Annotated in this window: 31 protein-coding genes; all 31 read right to left on the bottom strand. The window is 64.3% G+C overall.

The window, feature by feature from the left end:
* Positions 1 to 11 precede the first annotated feature (11 nt).
* The 31 genes from SL003B_RS08940 to tuf all read right to left on the bottom strand — a co-directional run bounded on the left by SL003B_RS08940 (position 12) and on the right by tuf (position 20,568).
* On the bottom strand, positions 12 to 1,322 hold the full coding sequence (locus SL003B_RS08940; RefSeq protein ID WP_013652511.1) for a replication-associated recombination protein A: 1,311 nt from the start codon (positions 1,320 to 1,322) through the stop codon (positions 12 to 14).
* 9 nt (positions 1,323 to 1,331) lie between these two features.
* Positions 1,332 to 2,771, bottom strand: a complete 1,440-nt coding sequence (locus SL003B_RS08935) for a DegQ family serine endoprotease (protein ID WP_013652510.1) — start codon at positions 2,769 to 2,771, stop codon at positions 1,332 to 1,334.
* 119 nt (positions 2,772 to 2,890) lie between these two features.
* Positions 2,891 to 5,074: a methyl-accepting chemotaxis protein gene (locus SL003B_RS08930; RefSeq protein ID WP_013652509.1), complete on the bottom strand. Its 2,184-nt coding sequence runs from the start codon at positions 5,072 to 5,074 to the stop codon at positions 2,891 to 2,893.
* A 183-nt stretch (positions 5,075 to 5,257) separates the two neighbouring features.
* Positions 5,258 to 5,683 carry a 50S ribosomal protein L17 gene (rplQ, locus tag SL003B_RS08925; protein WP_013652508.1) on the bottom strand — a complete coding sequence of 142 codons (426 nt, stop codon included), beginning with the start codon at positions 5,681 to 5,683 and terminating at the stop codon, positions 5,258 to 5,260.
* A gap of 77 nt (positions 5,684 to 5,760) precedes the next feature.
* Positions 5,761 to 6,777 carry a DNA-directed RNA polymerase subunit alpha gene (locus tag SL003B_RS08920; RefSeq protein WP_206771982.1) on the bottom strand — a complete coding sequence of 339 codons (1,017 nt, stop codon included), beginning with the start codon at positions 6,775 to 6,777 and terminating at the stop codon, positions 5,761 to 5,763.
* Positions 6,778 to 6,871: 94 nt separating this feature from the next.
* Positions 6,872 to 7,261, bottom strand: a complete 390-nt coding sequence (rpsK, locus tag SL003B_RS08915; protein ID WP_013652506.1) for a 30S ribosomal protein S11 — start codon at positions 7,259 to 7,261, stop codon at positions 6,872 to 6,874.
* A gap of 66 nt (positions 7,262 to 7,327) precedes the next feature.
* A complete protein-coding gene (gene rpsM, locus SL003B_RS08910; protein WP_013652505.1) occupies positions 7,328 to 7,696 on the bottom strand; it encodes a 30S ribosomal protein S13 in 369 nt (122 codons plus the stop codon).
* Positions 7,697 to 7,878: 182 nt separating this feature from the next.
* The gene (locus SL003B_RS08905; protein WP_041375459.1) at positions 7,879 to 8,469 is read right to left on the bottom strand and encodes an adenylate kinase; all 591 of its coding nucleotides are present in this window, start codon (positions 8,467 to 8,469) and stop codon (positions 7,879 to 7,881) included.
* On the bottom strand, positions 8,466 to 9,797 hold the full coding sequence (secY, locus tag SL003B_RS08900; RefSeq protein WP_013652503.1) for a preprotein translocase subunit SecY: 1,332 nt from the start codon (positions 9,795 to 9,797) through the stop codon (positions 8,466 to 8,468). The genes SL003B_RS08905 and secY overlap by 4 nt, the downstream gene beginning before the upstream one ends.
* Positions 9,798 to 9,844: 47 nt before the next feature.
* Positions 9,845 to 10,315 (bottom strand): 50S ribosomal protein L15, encoded by a 471-nt coding sequence (gene rplO / locus SL003B_RS08895; RefSeq protein ID WP_013652502.1) that lies wholly within the window; start codon positions 10,313 to 10,315, stop codon positions 9,845 to 9,847.
* A 20-nt stretch (positions 10,316 to 10,335) separates the two neighbouring features.
* The gene (rpmD, locus tag SL003B_RS08890; protein ID WP_013652501.1) at positions 10,336 to 10,530 is read right to left on the bottom strand and encodes a 50S ribosomal protein L30; all 195 of its coding nucleotides are present in this window, start codon (positions 10,528 to 10,530) and stop codon (positions 10,336 to 10,338) included.
* 41 nt (positions 10,531 to 10,571) lie between these two features.
* Positions 10,572 to 11,141, bottom strand: a complete 570-nt coding sequence (rpsE, locus tag SL003B_RS08885; protein WP_013652500.1) for a 30S ribosomal protein S5 — start codon at positions 11,139 to 11,141, stop codon at positions 10,572 to 10,574.
* Between the two features lie 41 nt (positions 11,142 to 11,182).
* Positions 11,183 to 11,545, bottom strand: a complete 363-nt coding sequence (gene rplR / locus SL003B_RS08880; RefSeq protein WP_013652499.1) for a 50S ribosomal protein L18 — start codon at positions 11,543 to 11,545, stop codon at positions 11,183 to 11,185.
* Between the two features lie 12 nt (positions 11,546 to 11,557).
* Positions 11,558 to 12,091 carry a 50S ribosomal protein L6 gene (gene rplF, locus SL003B_RS08875; protein ID WP_041375458.1) on the bottom strand — a complete coding sequence of 178 codons (534 nt, stop codon included), beginning with the start codon at positions 12,089 to 12,091 and terminating at the stop codon, positions 11,558 to 11,560.
* Positions 12,092 to 12,132: 41 nt separating this feature from the next.
* The gene (gene rpsH / locus SL003B_RS08870; protein ID WP_013652497.1) at positions 12,133 to 12,531 is read right to left on the bottom strand and encodes a 30S ribosomal protein S8; all 399 of its coding nucleotides are present in this window, start codon (positions 12,529 to 12,531) and stop codon (positions 12,133 to 12,135) included.
* Positions 12,532 to 12,543: 12 nt separating this feature from the next.
* Positions 12,544 to 12,849, bottom strand: coding sequence for a 30S ribosomal protein S14 (rpsN, locus tag SL003B_RS08865; RefSeq protein ID WP_013652496.1), 306 nt, complete (start codon positions 12,847 to 12,849; stop codon positions 12,544 to 12,546).
* Between the two features lie 33 nt (positions 12,850 to 12,882).
* Positions 12,883 to 13,440: a 50S ribosomal protein L5 gene (gene rplE / locus SL003B_RS08860; RefSeq protein ID WP_013652495.1), complete on the bottom strand. Its 558-nt coding sequence runs from the start codon at positions 13,438 to 13,440 to the stop codon at positions 12,883 to 12,885.
* Positions 13,433 to 13,750, bottom strand: coding sequence for a 50S ribosomal protein L24 (gene rplX / locus SL003B_RS08855; protein ID WP_013652494.1), 318 nt, complete (start codon positions 13,748 to 13,750; stop codon positions 13,433 to 13,435). Before rplX ends, rplE begins: the two co-directional genes overlap by 8 nt.
* Entirely contained in the window at positions 13,750 to 14,118 is a 369-nt protein-coding gene (gene rplN, locus SL003B_RS08850; protein ID WP_013652493.1) for a 50S ribosomal protein L14, read from the bottom strand. Before rplN ends, rplX begins: the two co-directional genes overlap by 1 nt.
* A 70-nt stretch (positions 14,119 to 14,188) precedes the next feature.
* A complete protein-coding gene (gene rpsQ, locus SL003B_RS08845; protein ID WP_013652492.1) occupies positions 14,189 to 14,419 on the bottom strand; it encodes a 30S ribosomal protein S17 in 231 nt (76 codons plus the stop codon).
* A 10-nt stretch (positions 14,420 to 14,429) separates the two neighbouring features.
* Entirely contained in the window at positions 14,430 to 14,630 is a 201-nt protein-coding gene (gene rpmC, locus SL003B_RS08840) for a 50S ribosomal protein L29 (RefSeq protein ID WP_013652491.1), read from the bottom strand.
* 22 nt (positions 14,631 to 14,652) lie between these two features.
* Positions 14,653 to 15,066 carry a 50S ribosomal protein L16 gene (gene rplP, locus SL003B_RS08835; RefSeq protein ID WP_013652490.1) on the bottom strand — a complete coding sequence of 138 codons (414 nt, stop codon included), beginning with the start codon at positions 15,064 to 15,066 and terminating at the stop codon, positions 14,653 to 14,655.
* A 42-nt stretch (positions 15,067 to 15,108) separates the two neighbouring features.
* A complete protein-coding gene (gene rpsC, locus SL003B_RS08830) occupies positions 15,109 to 15,837 on the bottom strand; it encodes a 30S ribosomal protein S3 (protein WP_013652489.1) in 729 nt (242 codons plus the stop codon).
* The gene (gene rplV / locus SL003B_RS08825; protein ID WP_013652488.1) at positions 15,837 to 16,217 is read right to left on the bottom strand and encodes a 50S ribosomal protein L22; all 381 of its coding nucleotides are present in this window, start codon (positions 16,215 to 16,217) and stop codon (positions 15,837 to 15,839) included. Before rplV ends, rpsC begins: the two co-directional genes overlap by 1 nt.
* Positions 16,218 to 16,219: 2 nt before the next feature.
* On the bottom strand, positions 16,220 to 16,498 hold the full coding sequence (rpsS, locus tag SL003B_RS08820) for a 30S ribosomal protein S19 (protein ID WP_013652487.1): 279 nt from the start codon (positions 16,496 to 16,498) through the stop codon (positions 16,220 to 16,222).
* 12 nt (positions 16,499 to 16,510) lie between these two features.
* Positions 16,511 to 17,344, bottom strand: coding sequence for a 50S ribosomal protein L2 (rplB, locus tag SL003B_RS08815; RefSeq protein WP_013652486.1), 834 nt, complete (start codon positions 17,342 to 17,344; stop codon positions 16,511 to 16,513).
* 15 nt (positions 17,345 to 17,359) lie between these two features.
* Positions 17,360 to 17,653: a 50S ribosomal protein L23 gene (locus SL003B_RS08810; RefSeq protein WP_013652485.1), complete on the bottom strand. Its 294-nt coding sequence runs from the start codon at positions 17,651 to 17,653 to the stop codon at positions 17,360 to 17,362.
* Positions 17,650 to 18,270: a 50S ribosomal protein L4 gene (gene rplD, locus SL003B_RS08805; RefSeq protein ID WP_013652484.1), complete on the bottom strand. Its 621-nt coding sequence runs from the start codon at positions 18,268 to 18,270 to the stop codon at positions 17,650 to 17,652. The genes SL003B_RS08810 and rplD overlap by 4 nt, the downstream gene beginning before the upstream one ends.
* The gene (gene rplC / locus SL003B_RS08800; protein WP_041375457.1) at positions 18,270 to 18,980 is read right to left on the bottom strand and encodes a 50S ribosomal protein L3; all 711 of its coding nucleotides are present in this window, start codon (positions 18,978 to 18,980) and stop codon (positions 18,270 to 18,272) included. Before rplC ends, rplD begins: the two co-directional genes overlap by 1 nt.
* 23 nt (positions 18,981 to 19,003) lie before the next feature.
* Positions 19,004 to 19,312, bottom strand: a complete 309-nt coding sequence (rpsJ, locus tag SL003B_RS08795; RefSeq protein ID WP_013652482.1) for a 30S ribosomal protein S10 — start codon at positions 19,310 to 19,312, stop codon at positions 19,004 to 19,006.
* Between the two features lie 65 nt (positions 19,313 to 19,377).
* Positions 19,378 to 20,568, bottom strand: a complete 1,191-nt coding sequence (tuf, locus tag SL003B_RS08790) for an elongation factor Tu (RefSeq protein WP_013652468.1) — start codon at positions 20,566 to 20,568, stop codon at positions 19,378 to 19,380.
* Positions 20,569 to 20,590 lie beyond the last annotated feature (22 nt).

Raw genomic sequence — 20,590 nt, 5'->3', positions numbered from 1 at the left:
CGGGGCCGGCCCTAACGGCCGGCCCGCTCGCGTCTCAGCTTGGTCCAGTAGTCGAGCCGCTTTCGGATTTCCCGTTCGAAGCCGCGGTCGGGCGGATCGTAGAAGGTCATGCGCCCCATCGCCTCGGGGAAGTAATCCTGTCCGGAAAAGCCTTCCGGAGCGTCATGGTCGTACTGATAGCCTTCGCCGTAGCCTTCCGTCTTCATCAGTTTCGTCGGCGCGTTGAGGATGTGCTTGGGCGGCAGCAGGGACCCGTTCGACCTGGCTGCGCGCATGGCAGCCTTGAACGCGACATAGACGCCGTTCGACTTCGGCGCCGTCGCCAGGTAGACGACACATTGCGCCAGGGCGAGTTCGCCTTCGGGCGACCCGAGCATCTGATAGGCATCGCGCGCGCCGTTCGCCTGCACGAGCGCATGAGGATCGCCGAGGCCGATATCCTCGACCGCCATGCGGATCAGGCGCCGCGCCAGGTACATCGGGTCCTCGCCGCCGTCGAGCATCCGGCAGAACCAGTACAGCGCCGCGTCGGGATCGGAGCCGCGCACCGACTTGTGCAGGGCGGAGATCAGGTTGTAGTGGCCGTCCTGGCTCTTGTCGTAGATCGGAGCCCGCCGCTGCACGATCGCCTGCAGCCGCTCGGCGTCGAAGACTTCCCCTTCCCCGGCCGCGCGCCAGACGTCCTCCGCCAGCGTCAAGGCCGAACGGCCGTCGCCGTCGGCCATGCGGATGAGAACCGCGCGCGCCTCGTCGGTGAGCGGCAGAGCCTTGCCCTCCTCGGTCTCCGCTCGCTCCAGCAGCCGCTCCAGGGCTGCCGCATTCAGCGGATGGAAGGTCATCACGTGGGAGCGTGACAGCAGCGCGGCGTTCAGCTCGAACGACGGGTTTTCGGTCGTCGCGCCGACGAGGGTGATCGTGCCGTCCTCCATCACGGGCAGGAAACTGTCCTGCTGGGCGCGGTTGAAGCGATGGATCTCGTCGACGAACAGCAGCGTGCCGCGCCCGCCCATGCGCCGCGCCCGCGCCGTCTCGAACACCTTCTTGAGGTCCGCGACGCCGGAGAAGATCGCCGAGATCTGTTCGAAGGCAAGGTCGGTGGCATCGGCCAGAAGCCGCGCGATGGTCGTCTTGCCGGTTCCCGGCGGCCCCCAGAAGATCAACGATCCGAGCGTCCGCGTCTTCAGCATGCGGGACAATGTTCCCTCGGGGCCGAGCAGGTGGTCCTGCCCGACGACGTCCTCCAGCCGCCTGGGTCGCAGGCGATCGGCCAGCGGACGTGGTCCGCTCGTTGCCAGTCCGGAAGCGGAAAACAGGTCGCTCACCCTACCTCCTCAGCCGCGCAGCACGATCCGGGACGTCTCGCCGCCGCGCCTGATTTCCAGACGCCAGAGCCGCGGCCTGTCCCGCGCCAGCCGCTCGAGTCTGCGGGTGCTGTCTACCGCTTCCTCGTTGACCGAAACGACGACGTCGCCGGCTTGCAGGCCGACCTGCGCGGCGGGGGATCCCGGTGCGATCTCGGCGATGACGACGCCTTCCTCGAGCAGGCCGAGACCGAGTTCCTCCGCGACGGCAGGCGACAGGTTCATGACCGTAGCTCCCTCGAAGGGCGAGTAGGTCCGGATCACTCGCACATCCCGAGGCACGCTCTCCGGTGCGGCCATCAGCACGACCTCGGCGGTCAGTTCCTTCCCGCCACGCAGGAAGGTGAAGGTTGCCCTGCCCCCGATCGCCTTGGTCCCGAAACGGTAGCCGAAGGAATCGGGATCAAGCACTTCGGCGCCATCTATGGCCGTCACCAGGTCGCCGATCTTCAGTCCCGCGTCCCTGGCCGGCGATTCCGGATGGATCTGGGTAAGTAGCACGCCGCGCGGACGGTCGAGCCCGAGCGCCTCGGCGATCTCGGCACCGACCGTCTGGACCGACGCGCCCAGCCAGGGCCGCTGCACCTTGCCGTCGGTCGCCGCCGTGGCAACGAACCGGACCATGTTGGAGGGAATCGCGAAGCCGATGCCGTTGGAGCCGCCCGAACGGGAAAAGATGGCGGTGTTGATGCCGACCAGATGCCCCTTCATATCGACCAGCGCGCCGCCGGAATTGCCCGGATTGATCGCCGCATCGGTCTGGATGAAGAACTGGTAGTCGGTGACGCCGACCCGCGTGCGCGCCAGCGCGGAGACGATGCCCTGCGTCACCGTCTGGCCGACACCGAACGGATTGCCGATCGCCAGGACGATGTCGCCGACCTCGAGACCGTCGGAATCCGCGAACTCGACGCTCGGATAGCTGCCCGGCTCGCGGATCTTGAGCACGGCAAGATCCGTGCGTTCGTCCTTGAGCACGATGTCGGCATCGAACTCGCGCCGATCCGCCAAGGCGACGCGGACCTGGTCGGCATCCTTGATGACGTGGTTGTTGGTCACGATCGTCCCGTCGGCCGAGATGATGACCCCCGAGCCGAGCGAGGATTGCACCCGTTCGCGCGGCCGGCCGAAATCGGGGCCTGGACCGCCGAAGAAACGCCGGAAGAACGGATCGTCGAAAAAAGGCGACACCGGCTGCTGGACGACCGTCCGGCTGGCGTAGACGTTGACCACGGCCGGGGCGACCGTCTTGACCACCGGGGCGAAGGACAGCGTGATCTCGGCAGCGCTCTGGGGAACGGCTCGCTCCTGCGCCGCTGCCGGCAGGCTGTTCCAGAGAACAAGGGCCAGGCCGAGGAGCCAGACGCCCCCCAGGCTCCGGCTCGTTCCGGCGCGTCGGGCTGCGAGCATGAACCTATCCCTTCATCAACGACGAATCCGGCCGAAGGGCCGGATCCGATACATGCCAGATAGACACGGAAGGGTGCAATGCCAATGGCCGGCCGCAGCGGGCCGGCCATCGGAGCCGATCAGGCCGAGCGGACCTGCGCCAGGAACGCCCGCACCTCTTCGTCGAGGTGGCTGGCCTGCCGGGACAGATCGTCGGCGGAAGCGACGAAGCCTTCGGCCGCCTTACTCGTGCGTTCGGTAACGTCGTTGACGTTGCGGATATCGCTGGACACTTCCGCCGTGCCCCGGGCCGCCCGCTGCGTGTTGTCCGCAATGCCGCGCGTCGCCGCACTCTGCTCTTCAACGGCCGAGGACACCTCGGTGACCGACATGGTGATCTCGTTGATCGTTTCCTGGATCTCCGCGATCGCCCCGACGGCGTCTTCGGTGGCGCTGCGAATCGCGTCGATCTGCTGCTGGATCTCTTCGGTCGCCTTGCCGGTCTGCGACGCCAGTTCCTTGACCTCGGAGGCGACGACGGCAAAGCCGCGGCCTGCCTCGCCGGCCCGGGCCGCCTCGATGGTCGCGTTGAGCGCGAGCAGATTGGTCTGGTCGGCGATGTCGCTGATCAGCGTCACCACCTCGCCGATGCGGTTGGCAGCCTCGGCCAGCGAGCGGACCGTGCTGTTGGTCGCCTGGGCGCGGATCGTCGCCGTCTGGGCCACGCTCGAGGATCGGGCGATGAGTTCGGAGATCTGCTGGATCGAGCTTGACAGCTGATCCGATGCGGTCGCGATCGACTGCACCTCCTCCATGGCCTGATTGGAGATCTCGGCGGCCCGCGACGCACTATCGCCTGCCGACACGGTCATGTGCTGCATCTCGGTCGCTGCTTCCTGCAGAGTGGCGACCGAACGGGACACGGCCTCGACCACATTGCCGACGGAAGCTTCGAACTCCGATGCAAGCCCGGACAGCATCTCCTGGCGCTGTTCGGCCTGGGACCGCGCGAGCCGTGCTTCCTCCTGGGCCCTCTCCTCCTGCTCGGCTGCGGCATTCTCGCGGATCTTCAGGACAGCGCGGCCAATGTCGCCGATTTCGTCGCCGCGCTTGGCGGCGCTGATTTCGGTATTGAGATTCCCGCCGGCGATCGCCTCGAGCGCGCTGACCAGGGTGGTCAGCGGCCGGGTGATGCTGCGCGAGAACAGCAGCGCGATCAACGCTGCGATCGCGACGGTGATCAGCGTCCACAGCATCATCGAATTGCGCATTTCGATCACGCTCGCCAGCGTCTCCTCGACCGTCTTTTCCGCCACGATCGCCCAGGTCTGCCCCATGAAGGACACCGGGCTTGCGACGGTAAGCCGATCGACTCCGTCCTCACCCTTCACCACGGCAGCGGCAGCCGTTCCGGACAGGGCCGAGGTGACCGGCGCCGCCGACGTGCTGCGCTTGAGCGCGGTCGGCTCTCCTGCCAGAGGCAGGTTCGAAACGATGGTCCCGTCCGGACCGGCCACATAGACCTGCCCGGTCTCGCCCATGCCTTCACGGTCGCCGACGATGCCGTCGATGAGCGACGTCTCGATCCGCATCACGATGACGCCGCTGTATTTGGAATCGCCGAACGATTTCACATGCACCGGCTCGGCGATGAACAGCGACGGTGCCCCGCCCGCCGGGCCATAGGCCGAGAAGTCCGACACTGCCTGCTCACCGGACGGCAAGGTCGACGCCATGTCGAACACCTTGGCCAGGGCCGACCCTGCGATGTCGGCATCCTTGACCGATTTAAGGAAGTCGCCGGACTTGGTCACCGAGTAGAGGATGAAGCCGTCCGGCGTGATCGCGTAGATGTCGGCATAGCCGCCGTGCCGCCAGGCCGTGGCGAAGGAGCCGTGCACTTCCGAATGGCGCCACGAGTACATCGTCTTGTGATTCGACCCGGTAAGCTCAGCCCGCTCCGACGCCGACGATCCTTCCTTGCTGTAGTAGCCCAGGATGTCGGCGCGTTCTTTATCGAGGTTGCTCAGCGTGCCGGCCAGATCGGTGACGGCGAGCGCAGCATTGGCGCTCGATGCGATATTGGACAGATCGGACCGCAGCGCGGTCAGCCGTGCGTTGACCAGCGCCTGCTTGGCCTTGACCACCATGGCAAGCTCTGCCTCGGCAGCCTTCTGAAGGCCGTCGCGTCCATTCAGGTAGCCGATCACGCCGACGGCGACGCAGGCCGACAGCGTCAGACCCACCATCAGGACCGGAATGTTCACGGACAGACGAAAAAGCTTCCGCGACTTGCGCGGACCGGCAGTATCGGCACTCTTCATTGACAAATCCCCGGCATCCCACAGCTTAGAATTGCTGAACGGACAATGGGGCACACTGTCTTAAAATACGGATAATCACGTTCTCCGAATTGGAAGAAAGTCGAATCGCGGCCGGAATCAGGCCGAAAAGAAAAAGGCGGACCAAGGGTCCGCCTCCTCTTAAGTCTTCGCTGCCGCGAATTCTTACGCAGCGTTTTCCGCAGCTTCCTGAGCTTCGACTCGCGCCCGATCCTCTGCGCCGCGCGCCTCGACATCACGGTCGACGAGTTCGATGACCGCCATCGGCGCACTGTCGCCATACCGGAAACCGGCCTTCAGCACGCGGGTATAGCCACCCGGACGCTCCTTGTAGCGATCGGCGAGCGTATCGAACAGCTTGCGCACCATCGCAACGTCGCGCACCTGCGAGATCGCCTGGCGGCGGGCATGCAGGTCGCCGCGCTTGCCCAGCGTGACGAGCTTGTCCATGATCGGCTTCAGTTCCTTGGCCTTCGGCAGCGTCGTCACGATCTGTTCGTGCCTGATCAGCGAAGCAGCCATGTTCGCGAACATCGCGGTACGGTGGCTGGAAGTCCGGTTGAGCTTGCGGCCGGATTTACCGTGGCGCATGGCCCTCTCCTCTTTCTGGTCCTAGGCGGCTCTGTCCGGCCGCCGCCCTGTTGATCCGACAGGGGCGCTTGCGCCCCTCAGTACTGATGATCCTCGTAACGCTTGGCGAGATCCTCGATGTTCTCCGGCGGCCAGTTGGCGACGTCCATGCCGAGATGCAGACCCATCTGGGCGAGAACTTCCTTGATCTCGTTGAGCGACTTGCGACCGAAGTTCGGCGTGCGGAGCATTTCGGCTTCGGTCTTCTGGATGAGATCCCCGATATAGACGATGTTGTCGTTCTTCAGGCAGTTGGCCGACCGGACGGAAAGCTCCAGTTCGTCGACCTTCTTGAGCAGTGCCGGATTGAACGCCAGTTCCGGAACGTGATCCTCGGCGACCTCGCGCTTCGGCTCCTCGAAATTGACGAAGATCGACAACTGGTCCTGAAGGATGCGCGCGGCATAGGCGACCGCATCGTCCGGCTTGACCGATCCGTCCGTCTCGACCGTGAGCGTCAGCTTGTCATAGTCGAGGACCTGACCTTCGCGGGTCGCCTCGACCTTGTACGATACCTTCTTGACCGGGGAATACAGGCTGTCGACCGGAATCAGGCCGATCGGTGCGTCTTCCGGACGGTTACGGTCGGACGGAACATAGCCCTTGCCCGTGTTGACCGTGAACTCCATCCGGATTTCCGCGCCCTCGTCGAGGGTGCACAGGACGAGTTCCGGATTGAGCACCTCGACATCGCCGACTGTCTGGATGTCGCCGGCGGTCACCAGCCCAGGTCCCTGCTTGCGCACGACCATGCGCTTGGGCCCCTCGCCTTCCATGCGTATGGCGATTTCCTTGATGTTCAGGACAATGTCCGTCACGTCTTCGCGAACGCCCGGAATGGACGAGAATTCGTGCAGCACGCCGTCGATCTGGACGGCGGTCACCGCGGCGCCCTGAAGCGAGGACAGCAGAATGCGCCGCAGCGCGTTGCCAAGCGTCAGGCCGTAGCCGCGCTCGAGCGGCTCGGCAACGACCGTAGCAACGAAGCGCGGATCTTCGCCGGGCTTCACGTCCAGCTTGGTCGGCTTGATCAGCTCTTGCCAGTTCTTCTGAATGGTCACGTTCTTGCCCCTTCGGCTGTCCCGCCGGGAGATGAACACCCCCGGCCATTCTTCGCCATTGGAGAAATCGGATATCTGGGACGATGTCTCAGACGCGGCGACGCTTGCGCGGACGGCAGCCGTTGTGCGGAATCGGCGTGACATCACGGATCGAGGTGATCAGGAAGCCAGCGGCCTGCAGGGCGCGCAGTGCCGATTCGCGACCCGAACCCGGGCCACGCACCTCCACTTCGAGGGTGCGCATGCCGTGCTCGGTCGCTTTGCGGGCGGCGTCCTCGGCAGCAACCTGAGCGGCGTAGGGGGTCGACTTGCGCGAACCCTTGAAGCCGAGCGCACCGGCGGAAGACCAGGAAATCGTGTTCCCCTGGGCGTCGGTGATCGTGATCATCGTGTTGTTGAACGTCGAATTCACATGCGCGACGCCGGAAGAGATGTTCTTGCGTTCGCGGCGACGCACGCGCGTCGTGTCCTTAGCCATTCTGTGTCCTTACTCTCGATCTCTACACCGCCGTAGTGCCGGCGGCTCCACCGGATATGCGCCGGATTACTTCTTCTTGCCGGCGATCGGCTTGGCCGGTCCCTTCCGGGTCCGGGCGTTGGTATGGGTCCGCTGTCCGCGAACCGGAAGGCCGCGGCGATGACGCAGGCCGCGGTAGCAGCCGAGGTCCATCAAGCGCTTGATGTTCATGGCCGTGTCGCGGCGAAGGTCGCCTTCCACCATGTAGTCGCGGTCGATCGTCTCGCGGATCGCGAGCACTTCCGAATCCGACAGCTGATTCACCCGACGTTCCGGCGCAATGTTCACCTTGTCGATGATTTCCTGCGCGAACTTCGGTCCGATGCCATGAATGTACTGAAGCGCGATGACCACGCGCTTGTTTGTCGGAATATTGACGCCTGCAATACGGGCCACGTTCGTCTCCATTTCTTGCAGCCGTTACGCCGCGTTCATTGTTATCCCCGCGTCCGGTGGAGGCCGGCCCCTGCAGGGCATTAAGTACGCCAGTCACCAAGCAAAGATCGTGCCGTCCCCGGGAAAACTGGGGAGCGGCACGAACCTTGAAAGCTAGAGCGCGTCGTTTAGCGGCTCTTCACCTATTCGTCAAGCGCCGAAAGTTCCAACTCGATCGCTTGGGTAACGGCGTCAATGGACTGCATGCCATCGATGACCTTGAGCAATCCCGCCTTTTCATAATACGGAACGACGATCGCGGTGTCGCGATTGAAGGCATCGAGCCGGTCCTTGAACACCTCCGGGTCGTCGTCCTTGCGAACCGGCTGGCCGGCGGCCTTCGCCTCCTCGGCCCGCTTCATGATCCGATCGACGAGCTTGCTCTGGTCGACCCGCAACTCGATCACGGCGTCGAGCGCAACGCCCTTCTCCGCCAGCATCTCGCCGAGTGCATCGGCCTGAGCGATGGTGCGGGGAAAGCCGTCGAGAATGAATCCGTTCTCCGCGTCCTTTTCCTCGATCCGGTCGCGGATGATCCCGACGACCACGTCGTCGGGAACCAGCTTGCCCGATTCCACCAGTTCCTTGGCCGCCAGGCCAACCGGCGTTCCCGCGGCCATAGCGGCACGCAGCATGTCGCCCGTCGACAGTTGCGGGATGTTGTACCTGGCGACCAGGCGCGCAGCCTGGGTCCCCTTCCCTGCACCCGGTGGCCCGAGCAGAATCATCCTCATCTACGCTTCCCCCTGAGCTTCGCTTTCTTCACGAGCCCCTCGTACTGGTGCGCAAGCAGATGGCCTTGAATCTGGGAGACGGTATCCATCGTGACGCTTACGACGATCAGCAGCGAGGTTCCTCCGAAATAGAACGGAACGCCGGTCGCGGAAATGAGGAATTCGGGTAATAGACAGACGAGCACGATGTAGATCGCCCCGACTGCCGTGATGCGGGTGAGCACATAGTCGATGTACTGCGCCGTCCGCTCGCCCGGCCGGATCCCCGGAATGAAGCCGCCATGCCGCTTGAGGTTGTCCGCCGTGTCCGACGGATTGAACACGATCGCCGTGTAAAAGAAGCAGAAGAACACGATCATCGCCGCATAGAACAGCATGTAAAGCGGCTGGCCGTGGCCCAGAAGCGCGGTCACCGTCGTCAGCCACTCCGGCCCAGTCCCGGACGAGAAGCCCGAAATCGTTGCCGGCACCAGCAGCAGCGACGAGGCGAAGATCGGCGGGATGACGCCGGCGGTGTTGAGCTTCAGCGGCAGGAACGAGGTGTTGCCCTCGAACATCTTGTTGCCGACCTGGCGCTTCGGATACTGGATCAGCAACCTGCGCTGCGCCCGCTCCATGAACACGATCAGACCGATCACCGCCACGGCGAGCACGATCACCATCAGGATGATCCACGTCGCCAGCGCACCCTGGCGCCCGAGTTCGAGCGTCGAGACGATCGCGGCGGGAAGCCCGGCCACGATGCCAGCAAAAATGATCAGCGAGATGCCGTTGCCGATGCCGCGCGAAGTGATCTGCTCGCCGAGCCACATCAGGAACATGGTGCCGCCGACCAGCGTGATCACCGCGGAAATGCGGAAGAACCAGCCCGGATCGGCAACCACGTTGGTCGCCCCCTCCAGGCCGACGGCAATGCCATAGGCCTGCATCGTCGCAAGCAGCACCGTCCCGTAGCGGGTGTACTGGTTGATGGTCTTGCGACCCTGGTCGCCTTCCTTCTTCAGCTGCTCGAGCGACGGCACAACCGACGTCATGAGCTGCATGATGATGGAGGCCGAGATGTACGGCATGATGCCGAGCGCGAAGATCGCCATGCGCTCGACGGCTCCGCCGGCGAACATGTTGAACATGCCGATGATGCCCGACTGCGCCTGACCGAAGGCCTGGGCAAAGGCCTCCGGATTGATCCCCGGCAGCGGAATGTAAGTCCCGAGCCGATAAACCAAAAGCGCCCCCAGCGTGAACCAGATGCGCTTCTTGAGTTCTTCGGCCTTCGCGAAAGCCGAGAAGTTTAGATTTGCCGCGAGTTGTTCGGCAGCCGATGCCATGCCGTGCTCCGGTACGTTGCTTGCCGCAAGAAGGGAAAAGCCCAGGCCTATTCGGCCTGAGCTCCGAGAACGACAACCTTGCCGCCCGCTTTTTCGACCGCAGCTATCGCCGACTTGGTGGCGCCCGCGATCTCGAAGGTTACGGCAGTCTTCAGTTCGCCGTCGCCGAGCAGGCGCACGCCGTCCCTGATCCGCTTGAACACGCCGGCGGCCTTGAGCGCTTCGACCGTGACCGGAGCGGAAGCGTCGAGTTTGCCGGCGTCGATCGCCTGCTGCACCCGGCCAAGGGAGACGATGTTGAAATCCTTGGCGAAGATGTTGGTAAAGCCGCGCTTCGGCAGACGGCGATGCAACGGCATCTGACCGCCTTCGAAGCCCTTCACGGCGACGCCCGAACGAGACTTCTGCCCCTTCACGCCGCGGCCGCCGGTCTTGCCCTTGCCGGAGCCGATGCCGCGTCCGACGCGGATCGGGTCCTTGACGGCGCCCGGATTGTCCCTGAGGTCGTTGAGCTTCATGGTGCTTTCTCCTGATCCCGTCACGCGTCTTCGACGATGCGCACGAGATGCGGGATCTTGTTGATCATGCCGCGCACTTCCGGAGTGTCCTTCAGCGTCGAGCGACGGTGCATCTTGTTCAGGCCGAGCCCGATCAGGGTCGCCCGCTGGTCCTGCGGACGGCGCAGCGGGCTGCCGATCTGCTCGACCGTAATGGTCTTTTCGGTGTTCGCCATGGAACTACCCCTCGTTCAACTGGTTACCGAACGGGCCGAGATCAAGCCTCGGCAGCCGCCGGAACCGCTTCATCGGTATCGCGTCGGCGCGACTGCAGCACCGACACCTTCAGGCCGCGACGGGCAGCCACGGAGCGCGGGCTGTCTTCCTTCGTCAGCGCAGCGAACGTGGCGCGGACCATGTTGTAGGGGTTGGACGACCCCAGCGACTTGGCCACGACGTCCTGGACGCCGAGCGTTTCGAACACGGCGCGCATCGGACCGCCGGCGATGATGCCGGTACCGGCCGGCGCGGCGCGCAGGATCACCTTGCCCGCGCCGTGACGGCCTTCGACGTCGTGATGCAGCGTCCGGCCTTCGCGCAGCGGAACGCGGATCATCGCGCGCTTCGCAGCCTCGGTGGCCTTGCGGATCGCTTCCGGCACTTCGCGTGCCTTGCCGTGGCCGAAACCGACCCGGCCCTTCTGGTCGCCGACGACAACGAGCGCGGCAAAGCCGAACCGGCGGCCACCCTTGACCACCTTCGCGACGCGGTTGATGTGCACGAGCTTGTCGACGAATTCGCTGTCGCGTTCCTCGCGATCGCGCTCCCGCATGTCCTGTCTCGCCATATTATTTGTCTTCCGTTCTTCAGAGCGCCAACGGGCGCTGGTCAGAATTCAAGTCCGCCCTCGCGGGCCGCATCGGCGAGCGCCTTGACGCGCCCGTGATACTGATACCCGCCACGATCGAACACGACCTGCTTAACGCCGGCGGCCAGGGCACGCTCGGCGACAAGCTTGCCGACTGCCGCCGCAGCGGCGACGTCGGCGCCCGTTTTCAGGTTGCCCTTCAGATCCTTCTCGATCGTCGAGGCCGAGGCAATGGTATGCCCCTTGCCGTCGTCGATGATCTGGGCATAGATCTGCTTCGACGAGCGGAATACGGAAAGGCGCGGACGACCGTTCGCCACCTTCTTGACCGAACGGCGTACGCGATCGCGACGACGCTCGAAAGCACTATTGCTGTTCGCCATGATCCGGGTCCGTTACTTCTTCTTGCCTTCCTTGCGGACGATGAATTCGCCCGAATAGCGCACGCCCTTGCCCTTGTAGGGCTCCGGCGGACGGTATTCGCGGATGTTCGCCGCAACCTGCCCCACCGCCTGCTTGTCGATGCCGGACACGATGATTTCGGTCGGCTTCGGGCACTTGATGTCGATCCCGGCCGGGATCGGGAAGAGCACGTCATGGGAAAATCCGAGCGCAAGCTGCAGATTGTTGCCCTGGATCTGCGCGCGGTAGCCGACACCGGTGATGTCCAGCTTCTTTTCGAAGCCCTGGCTCACGCCGGTGATCAGGTTCTGCAGCATCGTCCGGGTCATGCCCCACATGGAGCGCGCCGGCTTGCTGTCGTTGCGCGGATCGACCTTGATTCCGTCATCCGTCATTTCGGCCAGGACCAGATCGTTGAGCACGAAGGAAAGCTGTCCCTTCGGGCCCTTGACCTCCACGGTCCGGCCGTTGATCGTTGCCGTTACCCCGCTCGGCACGGGGACTGGCTTTTTGCCAATGCGAGACATCTGATCAACCTTGTCGTTTTTTCCAAAGCGAGACTGCCGCATCAGAAGACGCGGCAGAGCACCTCGCCACCAACATTCTCGTCCCGCGCCTGATGGTCGCTCATCACGCCCCGCGGCGTCGACAGGATCGACACGCCGAGGCCGTTCGCGACATGCGGGATGTTCTTGACCGAAGAATAAACCCGGCGGCCCGGCTTGGAGACCCGCTCGATCGTGCGGATGACCGGCTCGCCATCGAAATACTTCAGCTCGATCTCCAACTCGGACTTGCCGTCCTCGTATTCGACCGTCGTGTAGCCACGGATGTACCCTTCCTTGGCCAGCACATCAAGCACATGCGCGCGCAGCTTGGAGTTCGGCGAGGTCACCTTGCTCTTGCGGCGCAGCTGCGCGTTCCGGATGCGGGTGAGCATATCACCCAACGGATCGGAAATTGCCATCGCAACCTCTCCTTACCAGCTCGACTTGACCAGGCCCGGGATCTTGCCCAGGGAACCCAGTTCACGCAGCGCGACGCGCGACATCTTCAGCTTCCGGTAGAAGCCGCGCGGACGTCCCGTCACCTCACACCGGTTGCGCACCCGGTTCGGAGCCGAGTTGCGCGGCAGTTCCGCCAGTTTCAGCCGGGCCGCGAACCGCTCTTCGAGCGTCAGGTTCTCGTCCTTGGCCGCCGCCTTCAGAGCCGCACGCTTGGCCGCGTACTTCTTCACAAGGCGTTCGCGCCGCTTGTTCTTTTCGACCGCGCTCTTCTTCGCCATCGTCGTTCCTCGTTCCTTTCCCGTATGTCCGCGTTACTTGCGGAACGGGAAGTTGAACGCGCGCAGCAATTCGCGCGCCTCGTCATCGGTCCCCGCTGTGGTGCAGACCACGACGTCCATGCCCCAGATCTGGTCGACCTTGTCGTACTCGATCTCGGGGAACACGATGTGTTCCTTGATGCCCATGGCGTAGTTGCCGCGGCCATCGAAGCTCTTCGGGTTCAGGCCGCGGAAGTCGCGGACGCGCGGCAGCGCAACCGTGATCAGCCGGTCCAGGAACTCGTACATGTGGCTCCGACGCAGGGTCACCTTGGCGCCGAGCGGCATGCCTTCGCGAACCTTGAAGGTCGCGATCGACTTGGTCGCCTTGGTCACCACCGGCTTCTGGCCGGCGATCCGGGCAAGGTCGTCGGCCGCGATGCGCGCCTTCTTGGAGTCGGCGACCGCCTCGCCCACGCCCATGTTCAGGACGATCTTCTCCAGCGACGGAACCTGCATCGGGTTCTTGTAATTGAACTTGTCCTGCAACTGCTTGCGCACCACGTCCTCGTAGTACGTCTTCAGCCGCGGCGTGTAAGTGGTCTCAGCCATCGATCAGGTCTCCCGAACGCTTGGCCACACGGACCTTGCGTCCGTCTTCCTGCACCTTGAAGCCGACGCGCGTCGCCTTGCCGTCCTTCGGATCGGCGACGGCGATGTTCGAGACGTGGATCGGCGCTTCCTTCGCGACGATCCCGCCTTCCTGCGTCTGAGTCTGGCGCTGGTGACGGCGCACAACGTTGACCCCCCGCACGAGGGCCTTGTTTTCGGCCGGCATCATCTGGATGACTTCACCGGTTTTGCCCTTGTCACGGCCGGTGAGCACGACAACCGTGTCGCCTTTTTTGATTTTCGCAGCCATCAGAGCACCTCCGGCGCGAGCGAAATGATCTTCATGTGGTTCTTTGCGCGGAGCTCGCGCGGCACCGGCCCGAAGATGCGGGTACCGATCGGCTCCTTGTTGTTGTTGACCAGGACGGCCGCATTGCGGTCGAACCGGATCACGCTGCCGTCGGGACGGCGAATGTCCTTCGCCGTACGCACGACGACCGCCTTCATCACGTCGCCCTTCTTGACGCGGCCGCGCGGGATAGCCTCCTTGATGCTGACGACGATGATGTCGCCAACGCGGGCATATTTCCGCTTCGAGCCGCCGAGCACCTTGATGCACATGACACGACGGGCGCCGGAATTGTCCGCCACATCGAGGTTTGTTTGCATCTGAATCATGACTTGGCCGCCTTATTCTCTCAACGACGCACCTGCCACGGGCGCCGGATGCTCAACTCGAGCCGTGGGCTTACTGTTCGACCACGGTCCAACGTTTCGACTTGGAGATCGGCGCGCATTCTTCGATGAGAACGGTGTCGCCGACCTGATACTTGTTCGCTTCGTCATGCGCCCGGTACTTCTTCGACCGGCGCACGGTCTTCTTCAGCAGCGGATGCGTGAAGCGGCGCTCCACCTTCACCGTCACCGTCTTGTCGTTCGCGTTGCTGACCACGGTGCCCTGCAGAATGCGTTTCGGCATCGGTGCCTCCTTACGCGGTTTGCGCCACGCGCTTCTCGCGCATGATCGTCTGGATGCGGGCGATGTCCCGGCGAATCTGCCGCACACGCCCGGTATTCTCGAGCTGACCCGTCGCCTTCTGGAAGCGCAGGTTGAACTGCTCCTTCTTCAGGCCTTCGAGCTCCGAGCGGAGCTCGTCGAGGGTCTTCGCCCGTACGTCACTTGCCTTCATGGCTCAACTCTCCTCGACTGCCTTACTCGGCGATCCGCTGGACGAACCGGCACTTGATCGGCAGCTTCGCGGCGGCAAGACGCATCGCTTCGCGAGCGACATCTTCCGGCACACCGTCGATCTCGAACATGATCCGGCCCGGCTTGACACGGCAGGCCCAGAAGTCCGGAGCGCCCTTGCCCTTGCCCATGCGCACTTCCGCGGGCTTGGAGGACACCGGCACGTCCGGGAAGATCCGGATCCACACGCGGCCCGCACGCTTCATGTGGCGGGTCATGGCACGACGGGCTGCTTCGATCTGACGGGCGGTGACCCGCTCCGGCTCGACGGCCTTGAGGCCGTATTCGCCGAAGTTGAGGTCGGTTCCGCCCTTCGCCAATCCGTGGATGCGGCCCTTGTGCTGCTTGCGGAACTTCGTTCGCTTCGGTTGCAGCATCGTACTTCTCTCGTTCCTTGCGTTACACGGGCGCGGCCTGGATCAGGCAGCGCGCTCGCGACCACGATCCCGGCGCTGGCCGCGATCACCCTGACTAGAATCGGAGCCCTCGCTCGCGCGGCGTTCGGACGCCATCGGATCGTGCTCGAGGATTTCTCCCTTGAAGATCCACACCTTCACGCCGCACGCGCCATAGGCGGTATGCGCGGTCGCGATGCCGTAGTCGATGTCCGCGCGCAGCGTGTGCAGCGGCACACGGCCCTCGCGGTACCATTCGACGCGGGCGATCTCCGCGCCGCCGAGGCGGCCACCGCAGTTGATGCGGATGCCCTGGGCACCGAGGCGCATGGCGGACTGCACGGCGCGCTTCATCGCACGGCGGAACGCGACGCGGCGCTCCAGCTGCTGTGCGATCGAGGCGGCGACCAGATTGGCGTCGATCTCCGGCTTACGCACTTCAACGATGTTGATGTGCACTTCCGAACTGGTGATCTGGCCAAGCTTCTTGCGCAGACGTTCGATGTCGGCGCCCTTCTTGCCGATCACGACGCCAGGGCGGCCGGAATGGATCGTCACACGGCACTTCTTGTGCGGACGCTCGATGACGATCTTGGACACCGCCGCCTGCTTCAGCTCGTTCATGAGGTATTCGCGGATGCGGAAGTCCTCATGGAGAAGCGTGCCGTACTCGCCCTTGTTGGCGTACCAGCGCGAGTCCCAGGTGCGGTTGATCCCGAGGCGCATGCCGATCGGGTTGACTTTGTGTCCCATCAGGCACTCTCCTCGACTTGACGGACGACGATGGTCAGGTTCGAGAACGGCTTCTCGATCCGGCTCGCGCGACCGCGCGCCCGGGCATGGAACCGCTTGATCACGAACGCCTTGCCGACATGGGCTTCGGCGACGACCAGACTGTCCACGTCCAGGTCATGGTTGTTCTCGGCATTGGCGATCGCCGACATCAAGGTCTTCTTGACGTCACCGGCGATGCGCTTGCGGGAGAACGTCAGATCGGCAAGCGCAGATCCGACCTTCTTGCCGCGGATCGCAGCCGCCACGAGGTTGAGCTTGCGCGGGGAAACGCGCAGCATGCGGGTGACCGCCTTGGCCTCGTTGTCGGCGAGCGTCCGCTCACGCTTCGGCTTGCCCATCGTTACTTCCTCTTCGCCTTCTTGTCGGCGCCGTGCCCGTAATAGGTCCTGGTCGGCGAGAACTCGCCGAACTTGTGACCGATCATTTCCTCAGACACCAGCACCGGAACGTGCTTCTGACCGTTGTAGACGCCGAAGGTCAGACCGACGAACTGCGGCAGGATCGTCGACCGCCGGCTCCAGGTCTTGATGACCTCGTTGCGGCTGGATTCGCGAACCTTCTCCGCCTTCTTCAGCAGATACCCGTCGACAAACGGACCTTTCCAGATCGAACGTGCCACGATCCGTACCTCTTATTTCTTGCGCGCGTGACGGCTGCGGACGATGAACTTGTCCGTCGCCTTGTTGCGCCGTGTGCGCTTGCCCTTGGTCGGCTTGCCCCACGGGGTGACCGGGTGACGACCGCCCGAGGTCCGACCTTCACCACCGCCATGCGGATGGTCGACCGGGTTCATGGCGACGCCGCGGGTATGCGGACGGATGCCGAGCCAGCGGGACCGGCCGGCCTTGCCCAGATTGATGTTGCCGTGATCCGGGTTGGACACGGCGCCGATCGAGGCCATGCAGGTGCCGAGCACCCGGCGCTGCTCACCGGACATCAGACGCAGGATCGTGTAGCCCTGGTCGCGGCCAACGATCTGGACGAAGGCGCCGGCGGAGCGGGCGATCTGACCGCCCTTGCCCGGCTTCAGTTCGACATTGTGCACGATCGTTCCGACCGGGATCGAGGCCAGCGGCATCGCGTTGCCCGGCTTGACGTCGACGGCCTGGCCCGAGACCACCTTGTCGCCGGCAGCAAGCCGCTGCGGAGCCAGGATGTAGCTCAATTCGCCGTCGTCGTAGCGGATCAGCGCGATGAACGCGGTCCGGTTCGGATCGTATTCGAGTCGCTCCACGGTCGCCGAAACGTCGAACTTGCGACGCTTGAAGTCGACCAGGCGATAGGACCGCTTGTGGCCGCCGCCGCGGTTCGGCGACGTCAGCCGGCCGCGGTTGTTGCGGCCGCCCGTCTTGGTCAGGCCCTCGGTCAGGGTCTTGACAGGCTTGCCCTTCCACAGATCGGAACGGTCAACCTGGACCAGCTGGCGCCGGCCGGGAGACGTCGGGTTGAAGGTCTTGAGTGCCATTTTCTTGTCCCCGCCTTAGAGCCCGGTCGTCACGTCGATGGCGTGGCCTTCGGCAAGCGTCACGACGGCCTTCTTGTAGTCGGACTGCTGTCCGATCCGGCCCCGGAAGCGCTTGACCTTACCTTTGCGGACCAGCGTGTTGACAGCGGTCACCTTGACGCCGAACAGCGCCTCGACAGCCGCCTTGATCTCCGGCTTCGTGGCCGAGTTGGCGACCTTGAAGACCACCTTGTTTTCCTCGGACGCCATCGTCGCCTTCTCGGTGATCACCGGGCCGACGATCTTGTCGTAATGAACGAGGTTCGTCATTTGAAGCGCTCCTCGATGGCCGAAACGGCGGCCTTGGTCAGAACGAGCGTGTTCCGGCGCAGGATGTCGTAGACGTTGATGCCCTGAACGGGCAGCACGTCGACCGCCGGAATGTTGCGTGCGGCCAGGGCGAAGTTCGCATCCAGCTCGCTGCCGTCGATGATCAGCGCGCTCTGCAGACCGAGCTTGCCGAATTTCTCTTTCAGCGCCTTGGTCTTGGCCTCGCCCGCTTTTGCGTCCTCGACGATGATCAGGCTGCCCGCCTTAGCCTTGGTCGACAGCGCGTGGGCGAGCCCGAGCGCACGGACCTTCTTCGGCAGGTCATGACCATGATCGCGCACGACCGGACCAAAGGCCTTGCCGCCGCCGCGGAACTGCGGCGCCTTGCGGTTGCCGTGTCGCGCACCGCCCGAGCCCTTCTGGCGGACGAACTTCTTCGTCGTCCCCGAGACTTCCGAACGGCCCTTCGCCTTGTGCGTACCGGCCTGGCGCTTAGCCAGCTGCCAGCGCACGACGCGATGGATCAGATCCGTGCGCGGTTCGAGACCGAAGATCTCGTCCGACACCGTGATCGAACCGGCGGCCGAACCGTCGAGGGTTTTGACCTCAAGTTCCATCACTCACTCTCCTTGCCCGTGGCTGCCGCCGCGTCCGAGGTCCGGAACGCGCCCGGAACCGGCACGCCTTCCGGCAGCGCCTTCTTGACGGCGTCGCGAACCAGGATCCAGCCGCCCTTCGCACCCGGGACCGAGCCTTCGACCATGATCAGGCCGCGCTCGACGTCCGTGCGGACGACCTTGAGGTTCTGCGTGGTCACGCGGACGTCGCCCATGTGACCGGCCATCTTCTTGCCCTTGAACACCTTGCCCGGATCCTGCCTCTGGCCGGTCGAACCGTGCGAGCGGTGGGACACCGAGTTGCCGTGGGTCGCGCGGCCACCACCGAAGTTGTGGCGCTTCATGACACCCGCGAAGCCCTTGCCGATCGAGGTGCCGGTGACGTCGACGTACTGTCCGGCGACGTAGTGGTCCGCAGTGATCTCGGCGCCGACATCGATCAGGTTGTCCTGGCTGACGCGGAACTCGGCGATCGTGCGCTTCGGCTCGACCTTGGCGACGGCGAAATGACCGCGCATCGCTTTGGGCGTATTCTTGACCTTGGCGGCACCGGCGCCGAGTTGCAGCGCGGTGTAGCCGTTCTTTTCTTCAGTGCGGTGCGCGACGACCTGGCACTTCTCCAGCCGCAGAACGGTGACCGGAACGTGCTCGCCGGCATCATTGTAGATGCGCGTCATGCCCACCTTCTGAGCGATCACTCCAGAACGCATTGGCGTATCCCCTTCGATCAGACTCAGAGCTTGATCTCGACGTCGACACCAGCAGCCAGATCGAGCTTCATCAGAGCGTCGACGGTCTGCGGGGTCGGATCGACGATGTCGAGAAGGCGCTTGTGGGTGCGCATCTCGAACTGATCGCGGCTTTTCTTGTCGATGTGCGGACCACGAAGCACCGTGTACTTCTCGATCCGCGTCGGCAGCGGCACGGGTCCCCGCACCTGCGCACCGGTCCGCTTCGCCGTGTTCACGATCTCCCGGGTGGAAGCATCGAGAATACGGTGATCGAATGCCTTGAGGCGGATCCGGATATTCTGACCGTTCATTTCAGAGTTCCCGATATGACAGGCGACCCCACCAGCCCCTCTTGGGCGGCGGGGTCAGCCGCCGATTACTTGATGATGGAGGCGACGACGCCGGCGCCGACGGTGCGGCCGCCCTCGCGGATGGCGAAGCGCAGGCCTTCTTCCATGGCGATCGGCACGATCAGCTCCACCTCGACCGAGACGTTGTCGCCCGGCATCACCATCTCGGTGCCTTCCGGCAGCGACACGATGCCGGTCACGTCCGTCGTGCGGAAGTAGAACTGCGGCCGGTAGTTGGTGAAGAACGGCGTGTGACGGCCGCCCTCTTCCTTCGTCAGGATGTAGGCCTCGGCCTTGAACTTCGTGTGCGGCGTCACCGAGCCCGGCTTGCACAGCACCTGGCCGCGCTCCACGTCCTCGCGGCCGATGCCGCGGATCAGCGCGCCGATGTTGTCGCCCGCCTGGCCCTGGTCCAGCAGCTTGCGGAACATCTCGACGCCCGTCACCGTCGTCTTGCGCGTGTCGCGGATGCCGACGATCTCGACTTCCTCGCCGACCTTGACGATGCCGCGCTCGACGCGACCGGTCACCACCGTGCCGCGGCCCGAGATCGAGAACACGTCCTCGATCGGCATCAGGAACGGCTGGTCGATCGGACGCTCCGGCGTCGGGATGTACTCGTCCACAGCCGCCATCAGCGCGCGGATCGCGTCGCGCCCGATCGCCGGGTCGCGGTTCTCAACCGCCGCCAGCGCAGAGCCCTTGACGATCGGAATGTCGTCGCCCGGGAAGTCGTAGGACGACAGCAGCTCGCGCAGCTCCATCTCGACGAGCTCCAGCAGCTCCTCGTCGTCGACCTGGTCGACCTTGTTCATGAACACCACCAGCGCCGGAACGCCGACCTGGCGCGCCAGCAGGATGTGCTCGCGCGTCTGCGGCATCGGGCCATCGGCCGCCGAGCACACCAGGATCGCGCCGTCCATCTGCGCAGCGCCCGTGATCATGTTCTTCACGTAGTCCGCGTGGCCCGGGCAGTCGACGTGGGCGTAGTGACGGTTCTCCGTCTCGTACTCCACATGCGCCGTCGAGATCGTGATGCCGCGCGCCTTCTCCTCCGGAGCCGCGTCGATCTGGTCGTAGGCCTTGGCCACCGCGCCGCCCGTCTCGGCGAGCGTCATCGTGATCGCCGCCGTCAGCGTCGTCTTGCCGTGGTCAACGTGGCCGATCGTGCCAATGTTCACGTGCGGCTTCGTGCGCTCAAATTTTTCTTTTGCCATCGGATTTCTCCGCTTTCTCTAA

This window comes from Polymorphum gilvum SL003B-26A1 (genome assembly GCF_000192745.1).
Taxonomy (GTDB): Bacteria; Pseudomonadota; Alphaproteobacteria; order Rhizobiales; family Stappiaceae; genus Polymorphum; species Polymorphum gilvum.
This window is presented reverse-complemented; position numbering and strand designations above follow the sequence as displayed.